This window comes from Pseudomonas sp. R19M (genome assembly GCF_050312585.1).
In the GTDB taxonomy this organism is placed as follows: domain Bacteria; phylum Pseudomonadota; class Gammaproteobacteria; order Pseudomonadales; family Pseudomonadaceae; genus Aquipseudomonas; species Aquipseudomonas palleroniana.
In genome coordinates this window covers 26,857-48,666 of sequence record NZ_JBNPJV010000008.1, presented here as the reverse complement: position 1 = coordinate 48,666, position 21,810 = coordinate 26,857, and the positions used below count along the sequence as shown (strand labels likewise).

Annotated in this window: 18 protein-coding genes; 16 read left to right on the top strand and 2 right to left on the bottom strand. The window is 58.4% G+C overall.

All coding sequences use genetic code 11. The features are described 5' to 3' along the window. Nucleotides 1-108 precede the first annotated feature (108 nt). Nucleotides 109-420, top strand: a complete 312-nt coding sequence (locus tag ACQRBT_RS00570; protein WP_003190001.1) for a DUF485 domain-containing protein — start codon at nt 109-111, stop codon at nt 418-420. Continuing rightward, nucleotides 417-2,075, top strand: a complete 1,659-nt coding sequence (locus tag ACQRBT_RS00565; RefSeq protein WP_060754522.1) for a cation acetate symporter — start codon at nt 417-419, stop codon at nt 2,073-2,075. Before ACQRBT_RS00570 ends, ACQRBT_RS00565 begins: the two co-directional genes overlap by 4 nt. A 546-nt stretch (nt 2,076-2,621) precedes the next feature. Here ACQRBT_RS00565 and gltA read toward each other — a convergent pair. Continuing rightward, entirely contained in the window at nt 2,622-3,911 is a 1,290-nt protein-coding gene (gene gltA / locus ACQRBT_RS00560; protein WP_060754521.1) for a citrate synthase, read from the bottom strand. Between the two features lie 362 nt (nt 3,912-4,273). Here gltA and sdhC point away from each other — a divergent pair, with 362 nt between their 5' ends. From sdhC to ACQRBT_RS00505, 11 genes are all read left to right on the top strand, one after another. Beyond that, nucleotides 4,274-4,648, top strand: coding sequence for a succinate dehydrogenase, cytochrome b556 subunit (gene sdhC / locus ACQRBT_RS00555; RefSeq protein ID WP_016979564.1), 375 nt, complete (start codon nt 4,274-4,276; stop codon nt 4,646-4,648). Then, nucleotides 4,642-5,010, top strand: a complete 369-nt coding sequence (sdhD, locus tag ACQRBT_RS00550; protein WP_003172805.1) for a succinate dehydrogenase, hydrophobic membrane anchor protein — start codon at nt 4,642-4,644, stop codon at nt 5,008-5,010. The genes sdhC and sdhD overlap by 7 nt, the downstream gene beginning before the upstream one ends. A gap of 3 nt (nt 5,011-5,013) precedes the next feature. Continuing rightward, the gene (gene sdhA, locus ACQRBT_RS00545) at nt 5,014-6,786 is read left to right on the top strand and encodes a succinate dehydrogenase flavoprotein subunit (RefSeq protein WP_060754520.1); all 1,773 of its coding nucleotides are present in this window, start codon (nt 5,014-5,016) and stop codon (nt 6,784-6,786) included. An 11-nt stretch (nt 6,787-6,797) separates the two neighbouring features. Then, entirely contained in the window at nt 6,798-7,502 is a 705-nt protein-coding gene (locus ACQRBT_RS00540; protein WP_003172807.1) for a succinate dehydrogenase iron-sulfur subunit, read from the top strand. 261 nt (nt 7,503-7,763) lie between these two features. Next, nucleotides 7,764-10,595, top strand: coding sequence for a 2-oxoglutarate dehydrogenase E1 component (locus ACQRBT_RS00535; protein WP_161548864.1), 2,832 nt, complete (start codon nt 7,764-7,766; stop codon nt 10,593-10,595). Nucleotides 10,596-10,639: 44 nt separating this feature from the next. Further along, a complete protein-coding gene (gene odhB, locus ACQRBT_RS00530; protein WP_412047679.1) occupies nt 10,640-11,866 on the top strand; it encodes a 2-oxoglutarate dehydrogenase complex dihydrolipoyllysine-residue succinyltransferase in 1,227 nt (408 codons plus the stop codon). Nucleotides 11,867-11,964: 98 nt separating this feature from the next. Continuing rightward, nucleotides 11,965-13,401, top strand: a complete 1,437-nt coding sequence (gene lpdA / locus ACQRBT_RS00525; protein WP_090365957.1) for a dihydrolipoyl dehydrogenase — start codon at nt 11,965-11,967, stop codon at nt 13,399-13,401. Nucleotides 13,402-13,605: 204 nt separating this feature from the next. Then, nucleotides 13,606-14,772, top strand: coding sequence for an ADP-forming succinate--CoA ligase subunit beta (sucC, locus tag ACQRBT_RS00520; RefSeq protein ID WP_060754516.1), 1,167 nt, complete (start codon nt 13,606-13,608; stop codon nt 14,770-14,772). Then, nucleotides 14,772-15,653: a succinate--CoA ligase subunit alpha gene (sucD, locus tag ACQRBT_RS00515; RefSeq protein WP_003172813.1), complete on the top strand. Its 882-nt coding sequence runs from the start codon at nt 14,772-14,774 to the stop codon at nt 15,651-15,653. The genes sucC and sucD overlap by 1 nt, the downstream gene beginning before the upstream one ends. A 465-nt stretch (nt 15,654-16,118) precedes the next feature. Continuing rightward, nucleotides 16,119-17,432, top strand: a complete 1,314-nt coding sequence (gene brnQ / locus ACQRBT_RS00510) for a branched-chain amino acid transport system II carrier protein (RefSeq protein ID WP_060754515.1) — start codon at nt 16,119-16,121, stop codon at nt 17,430-17,432. 165 nt (nt 17,433-17,597) lie between these two features. Next, a complete protein-coding gene (locus tag ACQRBT_RS00505; RefSeq protein WP_060754514.1) occupies nt 17,598-18,326 on the top strand; it encodes a DUF599 domain-containing protein in 729 nt (242 codons plus the stop codon). A gap of 108 nt (nt 18,327-18,434) precedes the next feature. On the opposite strand, the gene ACQRBT_RS00500 is transcribed toward ACQRBT_RS00505, so the two are convergent. After that, a complete protein-coding gene (locus ACQRBT_RS00500; protein ID WP_060754513.1) occupies nt 18,435-18,701 on the bottom strand; it encodes a hypothetical protein in 267 nt (88 codons plus the stop codon). 158 nt (nt 18,702-18,859) lie between these two features. On the opposite strand from ACQRBT_RS00500, the gene ACQRBT_RS00495 reads away from it, so the two are divergent. From ACQRBT_RS00495 to htpG, 3 genes are all read left to right on the top strand, one after another. Continuing rightward, complete coding sequence (locus ACQRBT_RS00495; RefSeq protein WP_244698054.1) at nt 18,860-19,336, top strand: PaaI family thioesterase; 477 nt, start codon at nt 18,860-18,862, stop codon at nt 19,334-19,336. Further along, nucleotides 19,333-19,785, top strand: coding sequence for a PaaI family thioesterase (locus ACQRBT_RS00490; protein ID WP_090365954.1), 453 nt, complete (start codon nt 19,333-19,335; stop codon nt 19,783-19,785). The genes ACQRBT_RS00495 and ACQRBT_RS00490 overlap by 4 nt, the downstream gene beginning before the upstream one ends. Before the next feature lie 89 nt (nt 19,786-19,874). Continuing rightward, nucleotides 19,875-21,779 (top strand): molecular chaperone HtpG, encoded by a 1,905-nt coding sequence (gene htpG / locus ACQRBT_RS00485; RefSeq protein ID WP_060754543.1) that lies wholly within the window; start codon nt 19,875-19,877, stop codon nt 21,777-21,779. Nucleotides 21,780-21,810: the final 31 nt, after the last annotated feature.

Sequence of the window (21,810 nt, the reverse complement as noted above, 5' to 3'; positions counted from 1 at the left end):
ACCCTCGCTACACTCCCTCTAATACTAAGGTCGTCTGGAACCTGTTCCAGAGCCGCATACAGTGGATACGTTCCAATAATAAAAAGCTGTGCTGCGAGGATAAAAACAATGAACGACAGCATTTACCTCTCGATTCAAAACAGCCCGCGTTTCAAGGAGCTGGTGAGAAAAAGGGAAAGATTCGCCTGGATTCTCTCGGCGATCATGCTTGGGCTTTACTCCGCTTTCATCCTGTTGATTGCCTATGGACCGCAAGTGCTGGGCGCCAAGATCAGTCCTGGCTCCTCGATTACGTGGGGCATTCCCCTGGGCGTCGGATTGATTGTGTCCGCTTTCATCCTGACCGGCATCTATGTACGCCGGGCCAATGGCGAATTTGACGACCTGAACAATGCGATTCTCAAGGAGGCTGCGCAATGATCCGGCGTCTATTGGCAGTATTCGGCGCTTCGCTGTTGGCTCCAGCTGTTTGGGCAGCGGACGCATTGACCGGCGAAGTGCACAAACAACCGCTGAACATCTCGGCGATCGTGATGTTTATCGCGTTTGTCGGCGCGACCCTGTGCATCACTTACTGGGCGTCCAAGCGCAACAAGTCGGCGGCCGACTACTATGCGGCCGGCGGCAAGATCACCGGGTTCCAGAATGGCCTGGCGATTGCCGGTGACTACATGTCGGCAGCGTCCTTCCTAGGCATTTCCGCACTGGTCTACGCCTCGGGTTATGACGGGTTGATCTACTCGATCGGCTTCCTCGTGGGCTGGCCGATCATCCTGTTCCTGATCGCCGAGCGTCTGCGTAACCTGGGCAAGTACACCTTTGCCGACGTGGCGTCCTATCGCCTGGGTCAAACCCAGATCCGCAGCCTGTCGGCCTGCGGCTCGCTGGTGGTGGTCGCGTTCTACCTGATCGCGCAGATGGTGGGCGCGGGCAAGTTGATCCAGTTGCTGTTCGGCCTGGATTACCACGTTGCGGTGATCCTGGTGGGGATCCTGATGTGCCTGTATGTGCTGTTCGGCGGCATGCTGGCGACCACTTGGGTGCAGATCATCAAGGCGGTGCTGTTGCTGTCCGGTGCCTCGTTCATGGCGCTGATGGTGATGAAGCACGTCAACTTCGACTTCAATACGTTGTTCTCCGAGGCGATCAAGGTCCACCCTAAAGGTGAAGCGATCATGAGCCCCGGCGGCCTGGTCAAAGACCCGATCTCCGCCTTCTCCCTTGGCCTGGCCCTGATGTTCGGGACCGCCGGCCTGCCGCATATCCTGATGCGCTTCTTCACCGTCAGCGACGCGAAGGAAGCGCGTAAGAGCGTGCTGTATGCCACGGGCTTCATCGGCTACTTCTATATCCTGACCTTTATCATCGGCTTCGGCGCGATCCTGCTGGTCAGCACCAACCCGGCGTTCAAGGATGCGGCAGGCGCCTTGTTGGGTGGCAATAACATGGCGGCGGTGCACCTGGCCAATGCGGTGGGTGGCAGTATCTTCCTGGGCTTCATCTCGGCCGTGGCTTTCGCCACCATCCTGGCGGTGGTTGCCGGCCTGACCCTGGCCGGTGCGTCTGCGGTGTCACACGACCTGTATGCCAGCGTGATCAGGAAGGGCAAGGCCAACGAGAAAGATGAGATTCGCGTGTCGAAGATCACCACCGTGGCCTTGGGTGTCTTGGCGATCGGCCTGGGTATTCTGTTCGAAAGCCAGAACATCGCGTTCATGGTCGGCCTGGCGTTCTCGATTGCTGCCAGCTGTAACTTCCCGGTACTGCTGCTTTCCATGTACTGGAAAAAGCTCACGACCCGTGGCGCGATGATCGGCGGCTGGCTGGGGCTGGTCAGTGCTGTCGGCCTGATGATTCTCGGCCCGACCATCTGGGTCTCGATCCTGCACCATGAAAAAGCCATCTTCCCGTATGAATACCCGGCGCTGTTCTCGATGATCATTGCGTTCATCGGCATCTGGTTCTTCTCCATCACCGACAAGTCGGCGGCGGCAGAGAAGGAACGTGCGCTGTTCTTCCCGCAGTTTGTGCGTTCGCAGACTGGCCTGGGGGCGAGCGGGGCGGTCAATCACTAAGGTTGGCGCTGGATAAGAATGCCCCGGTCGAAAGGCCGGGGCATTTTTTTGCCTGGCGTTTGATCGTTCCCACGCTCCGCGTGGGAATGCCTCTTGTGACGCTCTGCGTCACGCCTTGGGACGCAGAGCGCCCCGGTATGTATTCCCACGCGGAGCGTGGGAGCGATCGGCTTAGTTGCGATTTTCCAGCTTCGGAATGTCACGCGACTGGTTTGATCGTTCCCACGCTCCGCCTGGGAATGCCTCTTGTGACGCTCCGCGTCACGCCGTGGGACGCAGAGCGCCCCGGTATGCATTCCCACGCGGAGCGTGGGAACGATCGGCTTGGTTGCGATTTTCCAGCTTCGGAATGTCACGCGACTGGTTTTGATCGTTCCCACGCTCTGCGTGGGAATGCCTCTAGTGACGCTCCGCGTCACGCCTTGGGACGCAGAGCTCCCCGGTATGCATTCCCACGCGGAGCGTGGGAACGAACAGGTCAGCCGACACAAACAAAAACGGCCTCCACGAAGGGAGGCCGTTTTCATTGCAACAAGCAGTCGGTGCTTATTTGCGATCTTCCAGCTTGGTAATGTCACGCGACTCGTAACCGGTGTACAGCTGGCGCGGGCGGCCAATCTTGTACGGGCTGGAGAGCATTTCTTTCCAGTGGGAGATCCAGCCCACGGTCCGCGCCAGAGCGAAGATCACGGTGAACATGCTGGTTGGAATGCCGATCGCCTTGAGGATGATCCCCGAGTAGAAGTCGACGTTCGGGTACAGCGAGCGTTCGATGAAGTAAGGGTCGGTCAGGGCGATCTCTTCCAGGCGCATGGCCAGTTCGAGTTGCGGGTCGTTCTTGATGCCCAGTTCCTTCAACACTTCGTCGCAGGTCTGCTTCATCACGGTGGCACGCGGGTCGCGATTCTTGTAGACGCGGTGACCGAAGCCCATCAACTTGAACGGATCGTTCTTGTCCTTGGCCTTGGCGATGAACTTGTCGATGTTGGAGACATCGCCGATTTCATCGAGCATGGTCAATACGGCTTCGTTCGCACCGCCGTGGGCAGGGCCCCACAGTGCGGCGATACCGGCGGCGATACAGGCGAACGGGTTGGCACCCGAAGAGCCGGCCAGGCGTACGGTAGAAGTGGAGGCGTTTTGCTCGTGGTCGGCGTGGAGGATGAAGATCCGGTCCATCGCCTTGGCCAGTACCGGGCTGATCGGTTTGATCTCGCACGGGGTGTTGAACATCATGTGCAGGAAGTTTTCCGCATACGACAGGTCGTTGCGCGGGTACATCATGGGCTGGCCCATGGAGTACTTGTAAACCATCGCGGCCAGGGTCGGCATCTTGGCAACCAGGCGGATCGCGGAGATTTCGCGATGCTGCGGGTTATTGATGTCCAGGGAGTCGTGATAGAAGGCCGACAGGGCGCCGACCACGCCACACATGACCGCCATCGGGTGGGCATCGCGACGGAAACCGTTGAAGAAGGTCTTCAACTGCTCGTGAACCATGGTGTGGTTCTTGACGTTACTGACAAACTTGGCTTTCTGCTCGGCGGTTGGCAATTCGCCATTTAGCAGCAAATAGCAGGTTTCCAGGTAGTCCGACTTCTCAGCCAGTTGCTCGATCGGGTAGCCCCGATGCAGCAGGATGCCATTATCCCCATCGATATAGGTGATCTTCGACTCGCAAGAGGCGGTCGACATGAAGCCTGGGTCGAATGTGAAACGGCCCGTGGCCGTCAGGCCCCGTACGTCGATTACATCGGGACCAACGGTGCCGGTTAAAATGGGCAGCTCGACGGGGGCTGCGCCCTCGATGATCAACTGCGCTTTTTTGTCAGCCATGTGGCCTCCTATTTATGCTTCAAATCATCAGACAGACCCCCCACGCAGGGCCCGCACCACTATAGTGAGATAAATTCAGATGTCAATTTGCCTAAAGTCTTGCTCCAGAAGGCTTTAACCATACTTTTTCGTCGAAATTGCCTGCCATTTACGCCTTTTATCCGGTTAAAGCAATGCGCTATTCGGGTGAGGAGTGCGCGTTGTCATTAGTAACCTAACTGTCTATACTCGGCCTCCGACCGCCAGGGGCTTTTGGGCCTGATTTGATGGGGGTCGCATCCCTGGGTGGTGGTTACCTGACCAGTGCACTCCCCAACAACTTTGCCCTGATTGTTAGGGGCTCTTCAGTGTGAAAAAAAGCCGTGAATAGCCAACGACCTGTAAACCTAGACCTAAGGACCATCAAACTCCCCATCACCGGCGTTACGTCGTTCCTGCACCGTGTTTCCGGCATCATCCTCTTCCTGGGCTTGGGCATCATGCTTTATGCATTGAGCAAATCCCTGGGTTCCGAGGAAGGATACGCCGAGGTGAAGGCATGCTTGACCAGCCCGCTGGCCAAGTTCGTAGCATGGGGCCTCCTGTCCGCTCTGCTTTATCACCTGGTAGCCGGTGTGCGCCACTTGATCATGGATGCGGGTATCGGTGAGACGCTGGAAGGCGGCCGCCTGGGCTCGAAAATCATCATCGCCATTTCCGTGGTGCTGATCGTTCTGGCAGGAGTTTGGATATGGTAACCAGCGTTACGAACCTTTCGCGTTCGGGCCTCTATGACTGGATGGCACAGCGTGTGTCTGCGGTCGTTCTCGCGGCTTATTTCATTTTCCTGATCGGATACCTCGTCGCAAATCCGGGCATCGGCTATGAGCAATGGCACGGCCTGTTTTCCCATAATGCGATGCGAATCTTCAGTCTGCTGGCCCTTGTAGCCCTGGGCGCTCACGCCTGGGTCGGCATGTGGACCATCGCGACCGACTACCTGACGCCGATGGCGCTGGGCAAGTCCGCGACCGCAGTACGTTTCCTCTTCCAGGCAGTATGCGGCGTCGCGATGTTCGCTTACTTCGTCTGGGGTGTGCAGATTCTTTGGGGTATCTGATTCATGGCTAACATTCCAACTATTTCCTTCGACGCCATCATTATTGGTGGCGGCGGTGCGGGCATGCGCGCAGCGCTGCAACTGGCCCAGGGCGGTCACAAGACTGCCGTGATCACCAAGGTGTTCCCGACCCGTTCCCACACCGTATCGGCCCAGGGTGGCATCACTTGCGCCATCGCCTCCGCCGACCCGAACGATGACTGGCGCTGGCACATGTACGATACCGTCAAGGGTTCCGACTACATCGGTGACCAGGACGCTATCGAATACATGTGTCAGGAAGGTCCGGCCGCGGTGTTCGAGCTGGACCACATGGGTCTGCCGTTTTCCCGTACCGAGCAAGGCCGTATCTACCAGCGTCCATTCGGCGGTCAGTCGAAGGATTACGGCAAGGGCGGGCAGGCTGCCCGTACCTGCGCCGCCTCCGACCGTACCGGTCACGCGCTGCTGCACACCCTTTATCAGGGCAACCTGAAAGCCGGTACCACGTTCCTGAACGAGTACTACGCGGTGGATCTGGTGAAGAACGCCGACGGTGCATTCGTCGGCGTGATCGCCATCTGCATCGAAACCGGTGAAACCACCTACATCCGCGCCAACGCTACCGTTCTGGCGACAGGGGGTGCAGGCCGTATCTACGCTTCGACCACCAACGCCCTGATCAACACTGGTGACGGCGTCGGCATGGCTCTGCGTGCTGGCGTGCCGGTACAAGATATCGAAATGTGGCAGTTCCACCCGACCGGTATTGCCGGCGCCGGTGTACTGGTGACCGAAGGTTGCCGTGGTGAAGGTGGTTACCTGATCAACAAGCATGGTGAGCGTTTCATGGAGCGTTACGCTCCGAACGCCAAAGACCTTGCCGGTCGTGACGTCGTGGCCCGTTCGATGGTCAAGGAAATCATCGCCGGTAACGGCTGTGGCCCGAATGGCGACCACGTACTGCTGAAACTCGATCACCTGGGTGAAGAAGTACTGCACAGCCGCCTGCCAGGTATCTGCGAACTGTCCAAGACTTTCGCCCACGTTGACCCGGTAGTTGCCCCGGTTCCGGTTGTTCCGACTTGCCACTATATGATGGGCGGCGTGCCGACCAACATTCACGGCCAGGCGATCACCCAGAATGCCGACGGCCAGGACGAGATCATCCACGGTCTGTTCGCCGTAGGCGAAGTGGCTTGCGTATCGGTACATGGCGCCAACCGTCTGGGTGGCAACTCGCTGCTCGACCTGGTGGTATTCGGCCGCGCTGCCGGCCTGCACCTGGAAAAGGCGCTGACCGACGGTATCCATTACGACGACGCGACCGAAGCCGACATCAACCGGGCCATGGCGCGCCTGAACGCTCTGAACGAGCGTACCGATGGCGAAGACGTGGCTACCCTGCGTCGCGAGCTGCAAAGCTGCATGCAGAACTACTTCGGTGTATTCCGTACCGGCGAATACATGCAGAAGGGTATTGCTCAGCTGGCTGACCTGCGCAAGCGCATCGCCAACGTCAAGATCAACGATAAGAGCAAGGCGTTCAACACTGCCCGTATCGAAGCCCTTGAGCTGCAAAACCTGCTGGAAGTGGCTGAAGCGACTGCGATCGCCGCCGAGGTTCGTAAAGAATCCCGCGGTGCCCACGCCCGTGAAGACTTTGAAGACCGCGACGACGAAAACTGGTTGTGCCACACCCTGTACTTCCCGGGTGACAAGCGCGTAACCAAGCGTGCCGTGAACTTCTCGCCGAAAACGGTTCCGACGTTTGAACCGAAGATTCGGACTTACTAAGGGTGGCTGCCATGTTGAAAGTCAGTGTTTATCGCTACAACCCTGATCAGGACGCTGCGCCGTTCATGCAGGAGTTCCAGGTCGATACCGGTGGTAAAGACCTGATGGTGCTGGATGTATTGGCACTGATCAAAGAGCAGGACGAAGGTTTCTCCTATCGTCGCTCTTGCCGCGAGGGCGTTTGTGGCTCCGATGGCATGAACATCAACGGCAAGAATGGCCTGGCGTGCATCACGCCACTGTCCGCCGTGGTGAAAGGCAACAAGCTGATCGTTCGTCCTCTGCCAGGTTTGCCGGTTATCCGTGACCTGGTCGTTGATATGAGCATCTTCTACAAGCAATACGAGAAAGTTAAGCCGTTCCTGCAGAACGACACGCCGGCTCCGGCCATCGAGCGTCTGCAGTCCCCGGAAGAACGTGAAAAGCTCGACGGTCTGTACGAGTGCATCCTGTGCGCTTGCTGCTCGACTTCGTGCCCGTCCTTCTGGTGGAACCCGGACAAATTCCTGGGTCCAGCCGCTCTGCTGCAAGCTTATCGCTTCCTGGCAGACAGCCGTGATACCAAGACCTCCGAGCGTCTGGCTTCACTGGATGACCCGTTCAGCGTATTCCGCTGCCGCGGGATCATGAACTGCGTCAACGTATGTCCCAAAGGCCTGAACCCGACTAAGGCCATTGGTCACATCCGTAACATGCTGCTGCAAAGCGGCGTGTAAGCGACGTTGTAGCAAAGCAGGACCGTTGTGCCCGTAGATGCTGCGGCGCAGGCTTCAACCGGCGCCGTAGTTTTAACCTGAGCAGCGACTTACAAGGTCGCGGCTCTTATTTTGAAGAAATGAGACAAGCAGGGGCATCCGGGTTGGTACCCGGACTATCAGCGTGATCCTAAGTGGCTTGTTTTGGTCGCTGCACTCGGCCTTTTGCAAGCAGACTCGGTGTCTTCGCCGGTGGTGTCCCCTAACCGAGGGTGACCAAGCATGCAAGAAAGCGTGATGCAGCGCATGTGGAACAGCGGCTATCTTTCAGGTGGTAACGCTGCCTATGTGGAAGAGCTTTATGAGCTCTACCTGCACGACCCTAACGCTGTGCCAGAAGAATGGCGCACCAAATTTCAGACGTTGTCTTCAGACGGCAACGCTGCCACCGATGTATCGCATGCAACAATTCGCGATCAGTTTGTGCTGCTGGCAAAGAACCAGCGCCGCGCCCAACCGGTTTCCGCCGGCAGCGTGAGCAGTGAGCACGAGAAGAAGCAAGTTGAAGTACTGCGACTGATCCAGGCCTACCGGATGCGTGGCCACCAGGCGGCCCAGCTTGACCCGCTGGGGCTCTGGCAGCGTCCTGCACCTGCTGACCTGTCGATCAATCATTACGGCTTGACCAATGCCGATCTTGATACGACCTTCCGTGCCGGCGACCTGTTCATCGGCAAAGAGGAAGCGAGCCTACGCGAAATTCACGAAGCGTTGCAGCAGACATATTGCCGCACCATCGGCGCTGAGTTTACGCACATCACCGATTCCGAGCAGCGTCACTGGTTCCAGCATCGCCTGGAAGGCGTGCGTGGCCGTCCGGTATTGTCCGCCGATGTGCGCAGCCACTTGCTCGAGCGCGTAACCGCTGCCGAAGGCCTGGAAAAATACCTGGGCACCAAATACCCAGGCACCAAGCGTTTCGGCCTGGAAGGCGGCGAAAGCCTGATTCCGATGCTCGACGAGCTGATCCAGCGTTCCGGTTCCTACGGCACCAAGGAAATCGTGATCGGCATGGCTCACCGTGGTCGCCTGAACGTGTTGGTCAACACCTTCGGCAAGAACCCGCGTGAACTGTTCGACGAGTTCGAAGGCAAGAAGAAGGTCGAGTTGGGTTCCGGTGACGTTAAATACCACCAGGGCTTCTCGTCCAACGTAATGACCACCGGCGGTGAAGTTCACCTGGCCATGGCCTTCAACCCATCCCACCTGGAAATCGTTTCTCCAGTGGTCGAGGGTTCGGTGCGTGCTCGCCAGGACCGTCGTAACGACGCCACCGGTGAGAAGGTTCTGCCGATTTCCATCCACGGTGACGCGGCATTCGCCGGTCAAGGCGTGGTCCTGGAAACCTTCCAGATGTCGCAGACTCGCGGCTTCAAGACCGGCGGTACCGTTCACATCGTCATCAACAACCAGGTGGGCTTCACCATCAGCAACCCGTTGGACGCGCGTTCCACCGAGTACGCCACCGACGTTGCCAAGATGATCCAGGCGCCGATCCTCCATGTGAATGGTGATGATCCGGAAGCCGTGCTGTTCGTGACCCAGCTCGCTGTCGACTACCGCATGCAATTCAAGCGTGACGTGGTGATCGACCTGGTTTGCTACCGCCGTCGCGGTCACAACGAAGCGGACGAGCCAAGCGGCACCCAGCCGTTGATGTACCAGCAGATCACCAAGCAGCGCACCACCCGTGAGCTGTACGCCGACAACCTGATCAAGGCCGGTGTGGTAGACGATGCGCGTGTTCAGGCGAAAGTCGATGAATACCGCAACGCGCTGGACAATGGTCTGCACGTAGTGAAAAGCCTGGTTAAAGAGCCGAACAAAGAGCTGTTCGTGGACTGGCGCCCATACCTGGGCCATGCCTGGACTGCCCGTCACGACACGACGTTCGACCTCAAGACCCTGCAGGAACTGTCCGCCAAACTGCTGGAAATTCCAGAAGGTTTCGTGGTGCAGCGCCAGGTCGCGAAGATCTACGAAGACCGTCAGAAGATGCAAGCCGGCGGCCTGCCGATCAACTGGGGTTACGCCGAAACCATGGCGTACGCGACCCTGGCGTTCGAAGGTCACCCGATCCGCATGACCGGCCAGGACATCGGCCGTGGTACGTTCTCGCACCGTCACGCGGTATTGCACAACCAGAAAGACGCCAGCACCTACATTCCGCTCAAGCACCTGTACGAAGGCCAGCCACGTTTCGACCTGTACGATTCGTTCCTGTCCGAAGAAGCCGTACTGGCGTTCGAATACGGTTACTCCACCACCACGCCAAACGCGCTGGTGATCTGGGAAGCCCAGTTCGGCGACTTCGCCAACGGTGCCCAAGTGGTGATCGACCAGTTCATCACCAGCGGTGAGCACAAGTGGGGCCGCCTGTGCGGTCTGACCATGCTGCTGCCGCACGGTTATGAAGGTCAGGGTCCGGAGCACTCCTCGGCCCGTCTGGAGCGCTACCTGCAACTGTGCGCCGAGCACAACATCCAGGTGTGCGTGCCGACTACCCCGGCCCAGATCTACCACTTGCTGCGTCGCCAGGTGATCCGCCCGCTGCGCAAGCCGCTGGTAGTGCTGACCCCGAAATCGCTGTTGCGTCACAAATTGGCCATCTCGACCCTGGAAGATCTGGCCGATGGTTCGTTCCAGACCGTGATTCCAGAAATCGATACGCTGGACGCAGCCAAGGTCACTCGCCTGATCCTGTGCAGCGGTAAGGTTTACTACGATCTGCTGGAAAAACGCCGTGCCGAAGGCCGCGAAGACATCGCCATCGTGCGTATCGAGCAGCTTTACCCGTTCCCGGAAGACGACCTGATGGAGGCCATCGCGCCTTACACCAACCTCACTAACGTGGTGTGGTGCCAGGAAGAACCGATGAACCAGGGCGCGTGGTACAGCAGCCAGCATCACCTGCGTCGCAGCATCGGTAACCACAACAAGGCCCTGGGCCTGGAGTACGCCGGCCGTGATGCATCTGCTGCACCTGCGTGTGGTTATGCGTCGATGCACGCCGAGCAGCAGGAAAAACTGCTGCAAGATGCTTTCACTGTTTAACGCCTTCGCGCTGACTGAAACCGAATTTTAAGGACCCACAGATAATGGCTATCGAAATCAAAGCCCCGTCATTCCCGGAATCGGTTGCCGATGGCACCGTTGCCACCTGGCACAAGAAACCTGGCGACGCTGTAAAGCGTGACGACCTGATCGTCGACATCGAGACTGACAAAGTCGTACTGGAAGTATTGGCCGAGGCTGACGGCGTGCTGGGCGCGATCGTTGCTGAAGAGGGCGCTACCGTCCTGTCGAACCAGGTCCTGGGCTCGATCGAAGAGGGCGGCGCTGCTGCCGCTCCTGCTCCTGCCGCCGCTGCCGCACCGGCTGCGTCGGCTCCAGCTGCCGCCCCGGCTGCTGGCGCTGAAGACCCGATCGCTGCACCGGCTGCGCGCCAGTTGGCTGAAGAGAACGGCATCAACCTGGCTTCCATCAAAGGCACCGGCAAAGACGGTCGCATCACCAAGGAAGACGTGGTTGCTGCTGTTGAAGCCAAGAAGAACGCTCCGGCCGCCGCACCTGCCAAGGCTGCCGCACCGGCTGCCGCTGCTCCAGTGTTCGCTGCCGGCGACCGCACCGAGAAGCGCGTACCGATGACCCGCGTGCGCGCCACTGTGGCCAAGCGCCTGGTAGAAGCGCAGTCGAACATGGCGATGCTGACCACGTTCAACGAAGTCGACATGACCGAAGTCATGGCACTGCGTTCGAAGTACAAGGATCTGTTCGAGAAGAGCCACAACGGCGTGCGCCTGGGCTTCATGTCGTTTTTCGTGAAAGCGGCCACCGAAGCACTCAAGCGCTTCCCGGCAGTCAACGCGTCGATCGACGGCAGCGACATCGTTTACCACGGCTACGCGGACATCGGCGTTGCCGTTTCCAGCGATCGTGGCCTGGTCGTACCGGTTCTGCGTAACGCCGAGCTGATGAGCCTGGCTGAAATCGAAGGCGGCATTGCCACCTTCGGCAAGAAAGCCCGTGACGGCAAGCTGTCCATCGACGAGATGACCGGTGGTACCTTCACCATCACCAACGGTGGTACCTTCGGTTCGATGATGTCGACTCCGATCGTCAACCCGCCACAAGCTGCGATCCTGGGCATGCACAACATCATCCAGCGTCCGATGGCCATCAACGGCCAAGTCGTGATCCGCCCGATGATGTACCTGGCGCTGTCGTACGATCACCGCCTGATCGATGGTAAAGAAGCCGTGACTTTCCTGGTGACCATCAAGAACCTGCTGGAAGACCCGGCTCGTCTGCTGCTGGATATCTGATAGAAGCAGCTGCAGGCTTCGGGCAGGTTGCCGGATAAGGCGGCCTGGCCTGGAGCTTGCGGCTTGAAAGCTTGCTGCTAAATAGAGGAACTATTTTCATGTCGCAGAAATTTGACGTTGTTGTGATTGGTGCAGGTCCTGGCGGCTATGTTGCCGCCATCAAGGCCGCACAACTGGGCCTCTCGACTGCTTGCATCGAAAAATACACCGACAAGGAAGGCAAACTGGCACTGGGCGGTACTTGCCTGAACGTGGGTTGCATTCCTTCCAAGGCGCTGCTGGACAGCTCCTGGAAATTCCACGAAGCCCAGGATGGTTTCGCGATCCACGGTATCAACCATGCTGGCGTCACCATGGACGTACCCGCAATGGTCGGCCGTAAAGCCAACATCGTTAAAGGCCTGACTTCCGGCGTTGCCACCTTGTTCAAGGCCAACGGCGTGACTTCGATCCAGGGCCACGGCAAGCTGCTGGCCGGCAAGAAAGTCGAAATCACCAAGCCGGACGGTTCGGTGGAAGTCATCGAAGCCGAAAACGTGATCCTGGCACCAGGTTCGCGTCCAATCGACATTCCACCCGCTCCAGTTGACCAGAAGGTGATCGTTGATTCGACCGGCGCCCTGGAATTCCAGGCTGTGCCAAAGCGCCTGGGCGTGATCGGCGCTGGCGTGATCGGCCTGGAACTGGGCTCGGTATGGTCCCGTCTGGGCGCTGAAGTGACTGTGCTGGAAGCCCTGGACACGTTCCTGCTGGCTGCCGACACGGCTGTGTCCAAGGAAGCGCTGAAAACCCTGACCAAGCAAGGTCTGGACATCAAGCTGGGCGCTCGCGTGACCGGTTCGAAAGTCAACGGTGAAGAAGTTGTCGTCAACTACACCGACAAGGATGGTGAAAAGACCATCACTTTCGACAAGCTGATCGTAGCCGTGGGTCGCCGTCCAGTGACCACCGACCTGCTGGCGGCTGACAGCGGCGTGAACATCGACGAGCGTGGCTTCATCCACGTTGACGATCACTGCGCTACCACCGTGCCTGGCGTCTACGCCATTGGCGACGTGGTTCGCGGCATGATGCTCGCGCACAAAGCCTCCGAAGAAGGCATCATGGTTGTCGAGCGCATCAAGGGTCACAAAACCCAGATGAACTACGACCTGATCCCATCGGTTATCTACACCCACCCGGAAATTGCATGGGTCGGCAAGAACGAACAGCAGTTGAAAGCTGAAGGCGTTGAAGTTAACGTCGGCACCTTCCCGTTTGCCGCTTCTGGCCGTGCCATGGCAGCCAACGACACCGGTGGTTTTGTCAAAGTCATCGCTGATGCCAAGACTGACCGCGTATTGGGCGTCCACGTGATTGGCCCAAGCGCTGCAGAACTGGTTCAGCAAGGCGCGATCGGTATGGAATTCGGCACCAGTGCCGAGGACCTGGGTATGATGGTCTTCTCCCATCCGACCCTGTCCGAAGCGCTGCATGAAGCCGCGTTGGCAGTGAATGGCGGCGCCATCCACATCGCCAACAAGAAGAAGCGCTAAGCGAGATAATAAGAAACCACGGCGGAGTTGCCCGTCGTGAGCCTTGTGCGCAAGACTCACCGCGGAATATCCGCCGGACGCAGCCTTGCGCAGCTTTACGGGCCTTGAGCCCTGCAAGTTGTGCAAGCAGCAGTCACAGGTGGCGCGGCACTCATAATGAGCGCAGCGCCGAATGCGCAGTACCTAACGAAGACGGTAAAAAGCATGAATCTTCACGAGTATCAGGGTAAGCAGCTGTTCGCTGAATACGGCCTGCCAGTTTCCAAGGGCTACGCAGTAGACACCCCGGAAGCAGCAGCAGAAGCTTGCGACAAAATTGGCGGCACTGAATGGGTCGTCAAAGCCCAGGTTCACGCCGGTGGTCGCGGTAAAGCGGGCGGCGTCAAGCTGGTTCGCAGCAAAGAAGACGCCAAGGCCTTCGCACAGCAGTGGCTGGGCAAGCGTCTGGTGACTTACCAGACTGATGCCAATGGCCAACCAGTCACCAAGATCCTGGTTGAATCGTGCACTGATATCGCTAAAGAGCTGTACCTGGGCGCTGTCGTTGACCGTTCGAGCCGCCGCATCGTGTTCATGGCCTCCACCGAAGGTGGCGTGGACATCGAGAAGATCGCTCACGAAACCCCAGAAAAAATTCTGAAAGCCACTATCGACCCACTGGTTGGCGCTCAGCCATTCCAGGGTCGCGAGCTGGCTTTCCAGCTGGGCCTGGAAGGCAAGCAAGTTGCCCAGTTCGCCAAGATCTTCGTAGGTCTGGCCAAACTGTTCCAGGATCACGATCTGGCCCTGCTGGAAGTGAACCCGCTGGTGATCAAGGCTGACGGCGATCTGCACTGCCTGGATGCCAAGATCAACATCGACGCCAACGCCATGTACCGTCAGCCTAAGCTGAAGACTTTCCACGATCCGTCGCAAGACGATCCGCGCGAAGCGCACGCTGCCAAGTTCGAACTGAACTACGTAGCCCTGGAAGGTAACATCGGTTGCATGGTCAACGGTGCCGGCCTGGCCATGGGTACCATGGACATCGTCAACCTGCATGGCGGCAAACCAGCCAACTTCCTCGACGTAGGTGGTGGTGCTACCAAAGAACGCGTAACCGAAGCCTTCAAGATCATCCTGTCCGACGCCAATGTCGCTGCAGTACTGGTCAACATCTTCGGCGGCATCGTTCGTTGCGACATGATTGCCGAAGGCATCATCGGTGCAGTGAAAGAAGTCGGCGTTAAAATCCCGGTTGTTGTTCGCCTTGAAGGTAACAACGCTGAACTGGGCGCTAAAGTACTGGCAGAAAGCGGTTTGAACATCATCGCGGCTACCAGCCTGACCGACGCTGCTCAACAAGTTGTCAAAGCTGCGGAGGGCAAATAATGAGCGTCCTGATCAATAAAGACACCAAAGTTATCTGCCAGGGTATTACCGGTTCGCAAGGTAGTTTCCACACCCAGCAAGCCATCGAATACGGCACCAAGATGGTTGGCGGCGTAACTCCGGGCAAAGGCGGCACCGAGCACCTGGGCCTGCCAGTGTTCAACACCGTGAAAGACGCTGTAGCTGCCACTGGCGCCACCGCCAGCGTGATCTACGTTCCAGCTCCTTTCTGCAAGGACTCCATCCTGGAAGCGGCATTCGGCGGCATCAAGCTGATCGTGTGCATCACCGAAGGCATTCCTACCCTGGACATGCTGGACGCTAAAGTTAAGTGCGACGAGCTGGGCGTAGTCCTGATCGGCCCTAACTGCCCAGGCGTGATCACTCCAGGCGAATGCAAGATCGGCATCATGCCGGGTCACATTCACTTGCCAGGTAAAGTCGGTATCGTTTCCCGTTCCGGCACCCTGACCTACGAAGCTGTGAAGCAGACTACTGACGCCGGTTTCGGTCAGTCGACTTGCGTCGGCATCGGTGGTGACCCGATCCCGGGCTCCAACTTCATCGACATCCTGAAGCTGTTCCAGGAAGACCCGAAGACCGAAGCGATCGTGATGATCGGTGAGATCGGCGGTTCGGCTGAAGAAGAAGCGGCTGCCTACATCAAGGCACACGTGACCAAGCCGGTTGTTTCCTACATCGCTGGTGTGACTGCCCCTGCTGGCAAGCGCATGGGCCATGCTGGCGCAATCATCTCCGGCGGCAAAGGCACTGCAGACGAGAAATTCGCTGCACTGCAAGACGCAGGCGTGAAAACCGTGCGTTCGCTGGCGGACATCGGCAAGGCCCTGGCCGAGCTGACCGGTTGGGCTGTCAAGTAAGCTTCGCGCTTAGCTGACGCTTTACCAGGCAAAGGCCACCTTCGGGTGGCCTTTGTGCTTTCTGGATAAGTGCCGTCTGTAGGAGCGAGCTTGCTCGCGAAAAACGTCAACGATTACGCGTGTTGCCTGAATAAACGCGGCGTCTGTGAGTTTTTCGCGAGCAAGCTCGCTCCTACAAAGAGCCTTAACTGACTGGCATTAGGGCAAGCCCGCTCCCACATTTTTTGTGCATGTTTCCAATTAAGTATGAAAACGCGACATTTGAATGTCGCTTATCGGACAGTACGCCCCGCAACAGTGCGTTTGTCAGGTTAATTCTGTACGCTAGCCGCCTCTTTATGCGCCCGCATCCCAAAAGGACGCTGCGCGCTAGACCGGTCGGCTCCCATAAGGGCCGGCAGCATTTCCCTCATCCATAGGGAAGCCCTCTCTAAATTCCGATTCAGCAGTGTGGTATTTCCTCAAATGAAAGTGTTGAAAAGCCAGGACATCCTGGCGCTGGGCTTTATGACCTTTGCCCTGTTCGTGGGCGCCGGCAACATCATCTTCCCGCCTATCGTTGGTCTGCAGTCCGGGCCGAGTGTCTGGATGGCGGCGCTGGGCTTCCTGGTTACCGCTGTGGGCCTGCCGGTGGTTACCGTCATCGCCCTGGCCAAGGTTGGCGGTGGTATGGACGCGTTGAGCAGCCCGATCGGCAAGATCGCCGGTGGCTTGCTTGCGGCGGCGGCGTATCTGGCGGTAGGGCCGCTGTTCGCCACCCCGCGTACCGCGACCGTTTCGTTCGAGGTGGGCCTGGCGCCGCTGACCGGCGAAAGCCCGCTGGCGTTGTTCCTCTACAGCTCGGTGTATTTCCTGGTGGTGTTCTTCGTTTCCCTGTATCCAGGTCGACTGCTGGACACCGTGGGGCGTTTCCTGGCCCCGCTGAAGATCATCGCACTGGCCATCCTTGGCATCGCCGCGTTTGCCTTGCCGGCAGGGGATGTGGGCGTTGCTACCCCGGAATACGTCGCCGCTCCGTTCTCCCAAGGCTTTATCAATGGTTACCTGACCATGGATACCCTGGGTGCGCTGGTGTTCGGGATTGTCATCGTCAATGCCATCCGCTCCCGTGGCGTGGAGTCGCCGCAGTTGATCACCCGTTACGCGATCATTGCCGGGCTGATTGCCGGCGTGGGCCTGGCGCTGGTGTACATCAGCCTGTTCCGCCTGGGTTCGGGCAGCCATGCCATCGCCGCCGGTGCGAGCAACGGCGCGGCGGTCCTGCACGCTTACGTGCAATACACTTTCGGCTCCCTGGGCAGTGGCTTCCTTGCCGTGCTGATTTCCCTGGCGTGCCTGGTCACGGCCGTGGGCCTGACCTGTGCCTGCGCCGAGTACTTCAGCAAAGTCCTGCCTTTGTCCTACAAGACGCTGGTCGTGATCCTGGCGCTGTTCTCGCTGTTCGTATCGAACCTGGGCCTGACCAAGCTGATTGCATTCTCGATCCCCGTACTCACCGCGATCTATCCGCCGTGCATCGTGCTGGTGGCATTGAGCTTCTGCAAAGGCTTCTGGCAGGAGCAGGGGCGTATTGTTGGCCCGGTGATGCTGGTGTCCTTCATCTTTGGCTGCATCGATGCGCTTAAAGGTGCGGGCCTGGCGGATTGGCTGCCTGCCCAGCTGGCACACCTGCCACTGAGCGAGCAAGGCCTGGCCTGGCTGGTGCCGTCGGTGATGATCCTCGCCGTGGCTGTGGTGATTGACCGTATGCTCGGCAAGCGCAGCGAAGCCATCGCCTGATCGACGGGTTTCGTGCTGCACTGAAATGCCCCGTATCAATCGATACGGGGCATTTTTTATACTTGTGAGGCAGCACCTTCTAAAGTTGAAACTCGGTCAGTATGGGGCGGCTTGCGTCCACCCAGTGTCCGGGCTCATCACTTTTTCTTGTGTAATAGGACCCGCATGTCGTTCGTCGAAAACAATCAGATTCACTTGCTGGCTGCCCTCTGGTTCATCCTGTGCTGGGGCGGCTACACCCGATACGCCACTTGGAAAGCCCGCGACACTGCGTGCCTGGCCAGCGTGCTGCATCTGTATCGTGAAGACTGGATGCGCCGCATGCTGCTGCGGGACAACCGCATTGCCGATGCCAGTGTGATCGGCAACCTGGAGCGCAACGCTTCGTTCTTTGCCTCCAGTACCCTGATCATTCTCGCCGGGATTCTCACCGTGCTGGGCGCCTCGGAGCGTGCGGTGTCGCTGCTGGCAGACATTCCCATGGTGCAGCAGGCCTCCCAGGGCATGTCGGAAATCAAGCTGTTGTGCCTGGCGCTGGTGTTTGTCTACGCGTTCTTCACCTTCAGCTGGTGCATGCGTCAATACAACTTTGCGGCGGTATTGGTCGGGTCGGCGCCGATGATCGGTGAGCGCGATGTGTCGGAGCAGGAGCGCAAGGCATTTGCTTTGCGGGCGGCAAGGGTTATTTCCATGGCCGCCAACCAGTTCAACTTCGGCCTGCGCTCTTATTACTTCGGCATGACCATGCTCGCCTGGTTTGTCAGCCCCTGGTTGTTCATGTTGATGAGCAGCGGGGTCGTGCTGGTGTTGTACCGCCGGGAATTTCACTCAGACGTATTGCAGGTGATGGTTTATACCCCGACGCCTGAAGTGCCTAAAGAGGCGGTGTCTTAGTCGGTCGCCGCGACGCCCACTTCGTGTCGGCAGAAAAAACAGCAGACAAAGTAAAGCCCGCTATAAGCGGGCTTTCTTTTTGCAGCGCTGCTAATTCAAACCCGGCGATTACTGCTTGGCAGGTTCTGCAGGGGCGGCAGGTGCAGCAGGTGCGGCTTCTTTTGCAGCGGCGGCGTTCGATTCAGCCTGAGCTTTGGCGGCTTCGGCGTTTTCTTTCGCGGCGTCGTTCACTTTATCCTGTGCTTTAGCCATGTCTTTCTGAGCTTGCTCAGAATGGGCTGCAGCATCTTGGGCTTTGTCTTCGGATTTCTTGTCGCAGGCAGCGAGGCCGAGGGCAGCAGCCAACATCATGGAAATAGCTAAAGTCTTGCGCATGGGGTGTTTCTCCTTATTGAAGATATCTACTGGCCTTTCGAGCCTAAGGGGCCACCATTAGTTCCTTTTATCCTACAGATATATAAAGCTTTTCCTGCAAGGAACTTTCACCACAGAGCTTCATCCGCTGTTTCCACACTAATAAGAGTCTGAAACCAATGACCGAAAACCCTTTGTTGGCACGCGCTACCCGCTTTGTTTCAGCGCTGCGCCATTGCCAAGTGCTCGGTGTGAGCGTGCATGCCGCCAGTGAGGAGGGCATGACCCTGATATTGCCCTACGGCTCACATATCGTCGGCGATCCGCGCACGGGCGTGATACACGGCGGCGCGCTCACATCCCTGATGGACACCGCCTGCGGCATGGCCACGCTGTGCGTATTGCCCGAATTCGAGGTGTGCCCGACGCTGGATCTGCGCGTTGACTATATGCATCCCGCCGAACCGCATAAACCGGTGTATGGCTTTGCCCAATGCTACCGGGTGACGACCGACGTGATTTTTACCCGTGGCTTCGCGTATCAGGATGACCCGCAGCAGCCGATCGCCCATGTGGTCGGTACCTTCATGCGCATGGGCAAACGCCTCAAGGGCACGCAAGGGCTGGGCAGTGCGATCAAGGGAGAGCAGGCATGACACACCGATTCAAGACGCGTATCGAACAGGCCCATGCGCGAGGTGATTACACGGCGTTGCTCGACCTGATCCCCTATGCCAAGTTGATCGGCATCGAGTGCACGCGGTTGGGAGACGAGTTGCTGTTTCGCCTGCCGGCCAGCCAGGACAACATTGGTAACCCGATATTGCCGGCGCTGCACGGCGGGGTGATTGCCGGCTTCATGGAGCTGTCGGCCGCCTTGCATCTGTTGGTGTTCACGGGCGCGCCCGGTGTGCCGAAGATCATCGATTTTTCCCTGGATTACCTGCGTGCCGGCCAGTTTCGCGACACTTACGCCAAATGCCAGGTATGGCGCCAGGGCCGGCGGGTGGCGAATGTGGCGGTCACGGCCTGGCAAAGCACAGCGGCGGAGCCGATTGCCACCGCTCGGGCACATTTCAAGATCGAGGAGGTGGAGCGCTCTTGAAATCCTGGTCTTAGCCCCCAACTTTGATGACAACCCGCCGCCAACCCTCAAGGGCGCGGCCACTGCCATCCAATTGGAGTTTGATGACCATGAGTGTGGAAACTCAAAAGGAAACCCTGGGCTTCCAGACCGAGGTGAAGCAACTGCTGCACCTCATGATCCATTCGCTGTATTCCAACAAGGAAATCTTCCTTCGCGAATTGATCTCGAACGCCTCTGACGCTGTCGACAAATTACGTTTCGAAGCCCTGTCCAAGCCTGAATTGATGGAAGGTGGCGCCGAACTGAAAATCCGTGTGAGCTTCGACAAGGACGCCAAGACCGTCACCCTCGAAGACAACGGCATCGGCATGAGCCGTGACGATGCCATCACCCATCTGGGCACCATCGCCAAATCCGGTACTGCCGACTTCATGAAGAACCTGTCGGGCGACCAGAAGAAGGATTCGCACCTGATCGGTCAGTTCGGCGTGGGCTTCTACTCGGCTTTCATCGTCGCCGACAAGGTTGAAGTGTTCAGCCGTCGCGCCGGTCTCGATGCGAGCGAAGGCGTGCACTGGGCTTCCAAAGGCGAAGGCGAGTTTGAAATCGCCACTATCGATAAAGCGGATCGCGGCACCCGCATTGTCTTGCACCTCAAGTCGGGTGAAGACGAGTTTGCTGACGGCTACCGCCTGCGCAACATCATCAAGAAGTACTCCGACCACATCGCTCTGCCGATCGAGCTGCCGAAAGAACAAGCGGCTGTCGAAGGTGAAGAGAAGCCTGCCCAGGAATGGGAAGTGGTCAACCGTGCCAGCGCCCTGTGGACCCGTCCTCGCACCGAAGTGAAGGACGAGGAATACCAGGAGTTCTACAAGCACATCGCCCACGATTACGAGAACCCGCTGAGCTGGAGCCACAACAAGGTCGAAGGCAAGCTGGAATACAGCTCGTTGCTCTACGTGCCGGCCCGTGCTCCGTTCGACCTGTACCAGCGTGAAGCGCCTAAAGGCCTCAAGCTCTACGTGCAGCGCGTGTTCGTCATGGATCAGGCGGAGTCCTTCCTGCCGCTGTACCTGCGCTTCATCAAAGGCGTGGTCGATTCCAACGACCTGTCGCTGAACGTGTCGCGGGAAATCCTGCAGAAAGACCCGATCATCGACTCCATGAAGTCGGCGCTGACCAAGCGTGTCCTCGACATGCTGGAAAAACTGGCGAAGAACGAGCCTGAGCAATACAAGGGTTTCTGGAAAAACTTCGGCCAGGTCATGAAAGAAGGCCCGGCTGAAGATTTCGCCAACAAGGAAAAAATCGCCGGCCTGCTGCGCTTTGCCTCCACCCAGGGTGAAGACGGCGAGCAGGTGGTGTCCCTGGCCGAGTACCTGGCACGCGCCAAGGAAGGCCAGGACAAGATCTACTACCTGACCGGCGAAACCTACGCCCAGGTCAAGAACAGCCCGCACCTGGAAGTCTTCCGCAAGAAAGGCATCGAAGTGCTGCTGCTGACCGACCGTATCGATGAGTGGCTGATGAGCTACCTCAGCGAGTTCGACGGCAAGACCTTCGTCGACGTCGCCCGTGGTGACCTGGACCTGGGTAACCTGGACTCCGAAGAAGAGAAGAAAGAGGCCGAGGAAGTCGCCAAGGCCAAGGAAGGGCTGGTTGAGCGGATCAAGGCTGCCCTGGGCGATACCGTCAGCGAAGTACGGGTTTCCCATCGTCTGACCGACTCTCCGGCGATTCTGGCCATCGGCGAGCAGGACCTGGGCCTGCAGATGCGTCAGATCCTCGAGGCCAGCGGCCAGAAGGTTCCGGATTCCAAGCCGATCTTCGAATTCAACCCGGCTCACCCGCTGATCGAGAAACTCGACGGCGAGCAGAGCGAAGAGCGCTTTGGCGACTTGTCGCACATCCTCTTCGATCAGGCGGCCCTGGCGGCTGGCGACAGCTTGAAAGACCCGGCGGCCTATGTCCGTCGACTGAACAAGCTGCTGGTTGAACTGTCGGTTTAACACCGTTGTAGAAAAACCCGCTTCGGCGGGT

Coding starts and splice junctions, on each gene's coding strand:
- ACQRBT_RS00570 (WP_003190001.1), top strand. CDS start 109: ATGAACGACAGCATTTACCTCTCGATTCAAAACAGCCCGCGTTTCAAG.
- ACQRBT_RS00565 (WP_060754522.1), top strand. CDS start 417: ATGATCCGGCGTCTATTGGCAGTATTCGGCGCTTCGCTGTTGGCTCCA.
- gltA (WP_060754521.1), bottom strand. CDS start 3,911: ATGGCTGACAAAAAAGCGCAGTTGATCATCGAGGGCGCAGCCCCCGTC.
- sdhD (WP_003172805.1), top strand. CDS start 4,642: ATGGTAACCAGCGTTACGAACCTTTCGCGTTCGGGCCTCTATGACTGG.
- sdhA (WP_060754520.1), top strand. CDS start 5,014: ATGGCTAACATTCCAACTATTTCCTTCGACGCCATCATTATTGGTGGC.
- ACQRBT_RS00540 (WP_003172807.1), top strand. CDS start 6,798: ATGTTGAAAGTCAGTGTTTATCGCTACAACCCTGATCAGGACGCTGCG.
- ACQRBT_RS00535 (WP_161548864.1), top strand. CDS start 7,764: ATGCAAGAAAGCGTGATGCAGCGCATGTGGAACAGCGGCTATCTTTCA.
- odhB (WP_412047679.1), top strand. CDS start 10,640: ATGGCTATCGAAATCAAAGCCCCGTCATTCCCGGAATCGGTTGCCGAT.
- lpdA (WP_090365957.1), top strand. CDS start 11,965: ATGTCGCAGAAATTTGACGTTGTTGTGATTGGTGCAGGTCCTGGCGGC.
- sucC (WP_060754516.1), top strand. CDS start 13,606: ATGAATCTTCACGAGTATCAGGGTAAGCAGCTGTTCGCTGAATACGGC.
- sucD (WP_003172813.1), top strand. CDS start 14,772: ATGAGCGTCCTGATCAATAAAGACACCAAAGTTATCTGCCAGGGTATT.
- brnQ (WP_060754515.1), top strand. CDS start 16,119: ATGAAAGTGTTGAAAAGCCAGGACATCCTGGCGCTGGGCTTTATGACC.
- ACQRBT_RS00505 (WP_060754514.1), top strand. CDS start 17,598: ATGTCGTTCGTCGAAAACAATCAGATTCACTTGCTGGCTGCCCTCTGG.
- ACQRBT_RS00500 (WP_060754513.1), bottom strand. CDS start 18,701: ATGCGCAAGACTTTAGCTATTTCCATGATGTTGGCTGCTGCCCTCGGC.
- ACQRBT_RS00495 (WP_244698054.1), top strand. CDS start 18,860: ATGACCGAAAACCCTTTGTTGGCACGCGCTACCCGCTTTGTTTCAGCG.
- ACQRBT_RS00490 (WP_090365954.1), top strand. CDS start 19,333: ATGACACACCGATTCAAGACGCGTATCGAACAGGCCCATGCGCGAGGT.
- htpG (WP_060754543.1), top strand. CDS start 19,875: ATGAGTGTGGAAACTCAAAAGGAAACCCTGGGCTTCCAGACCGAGGTG.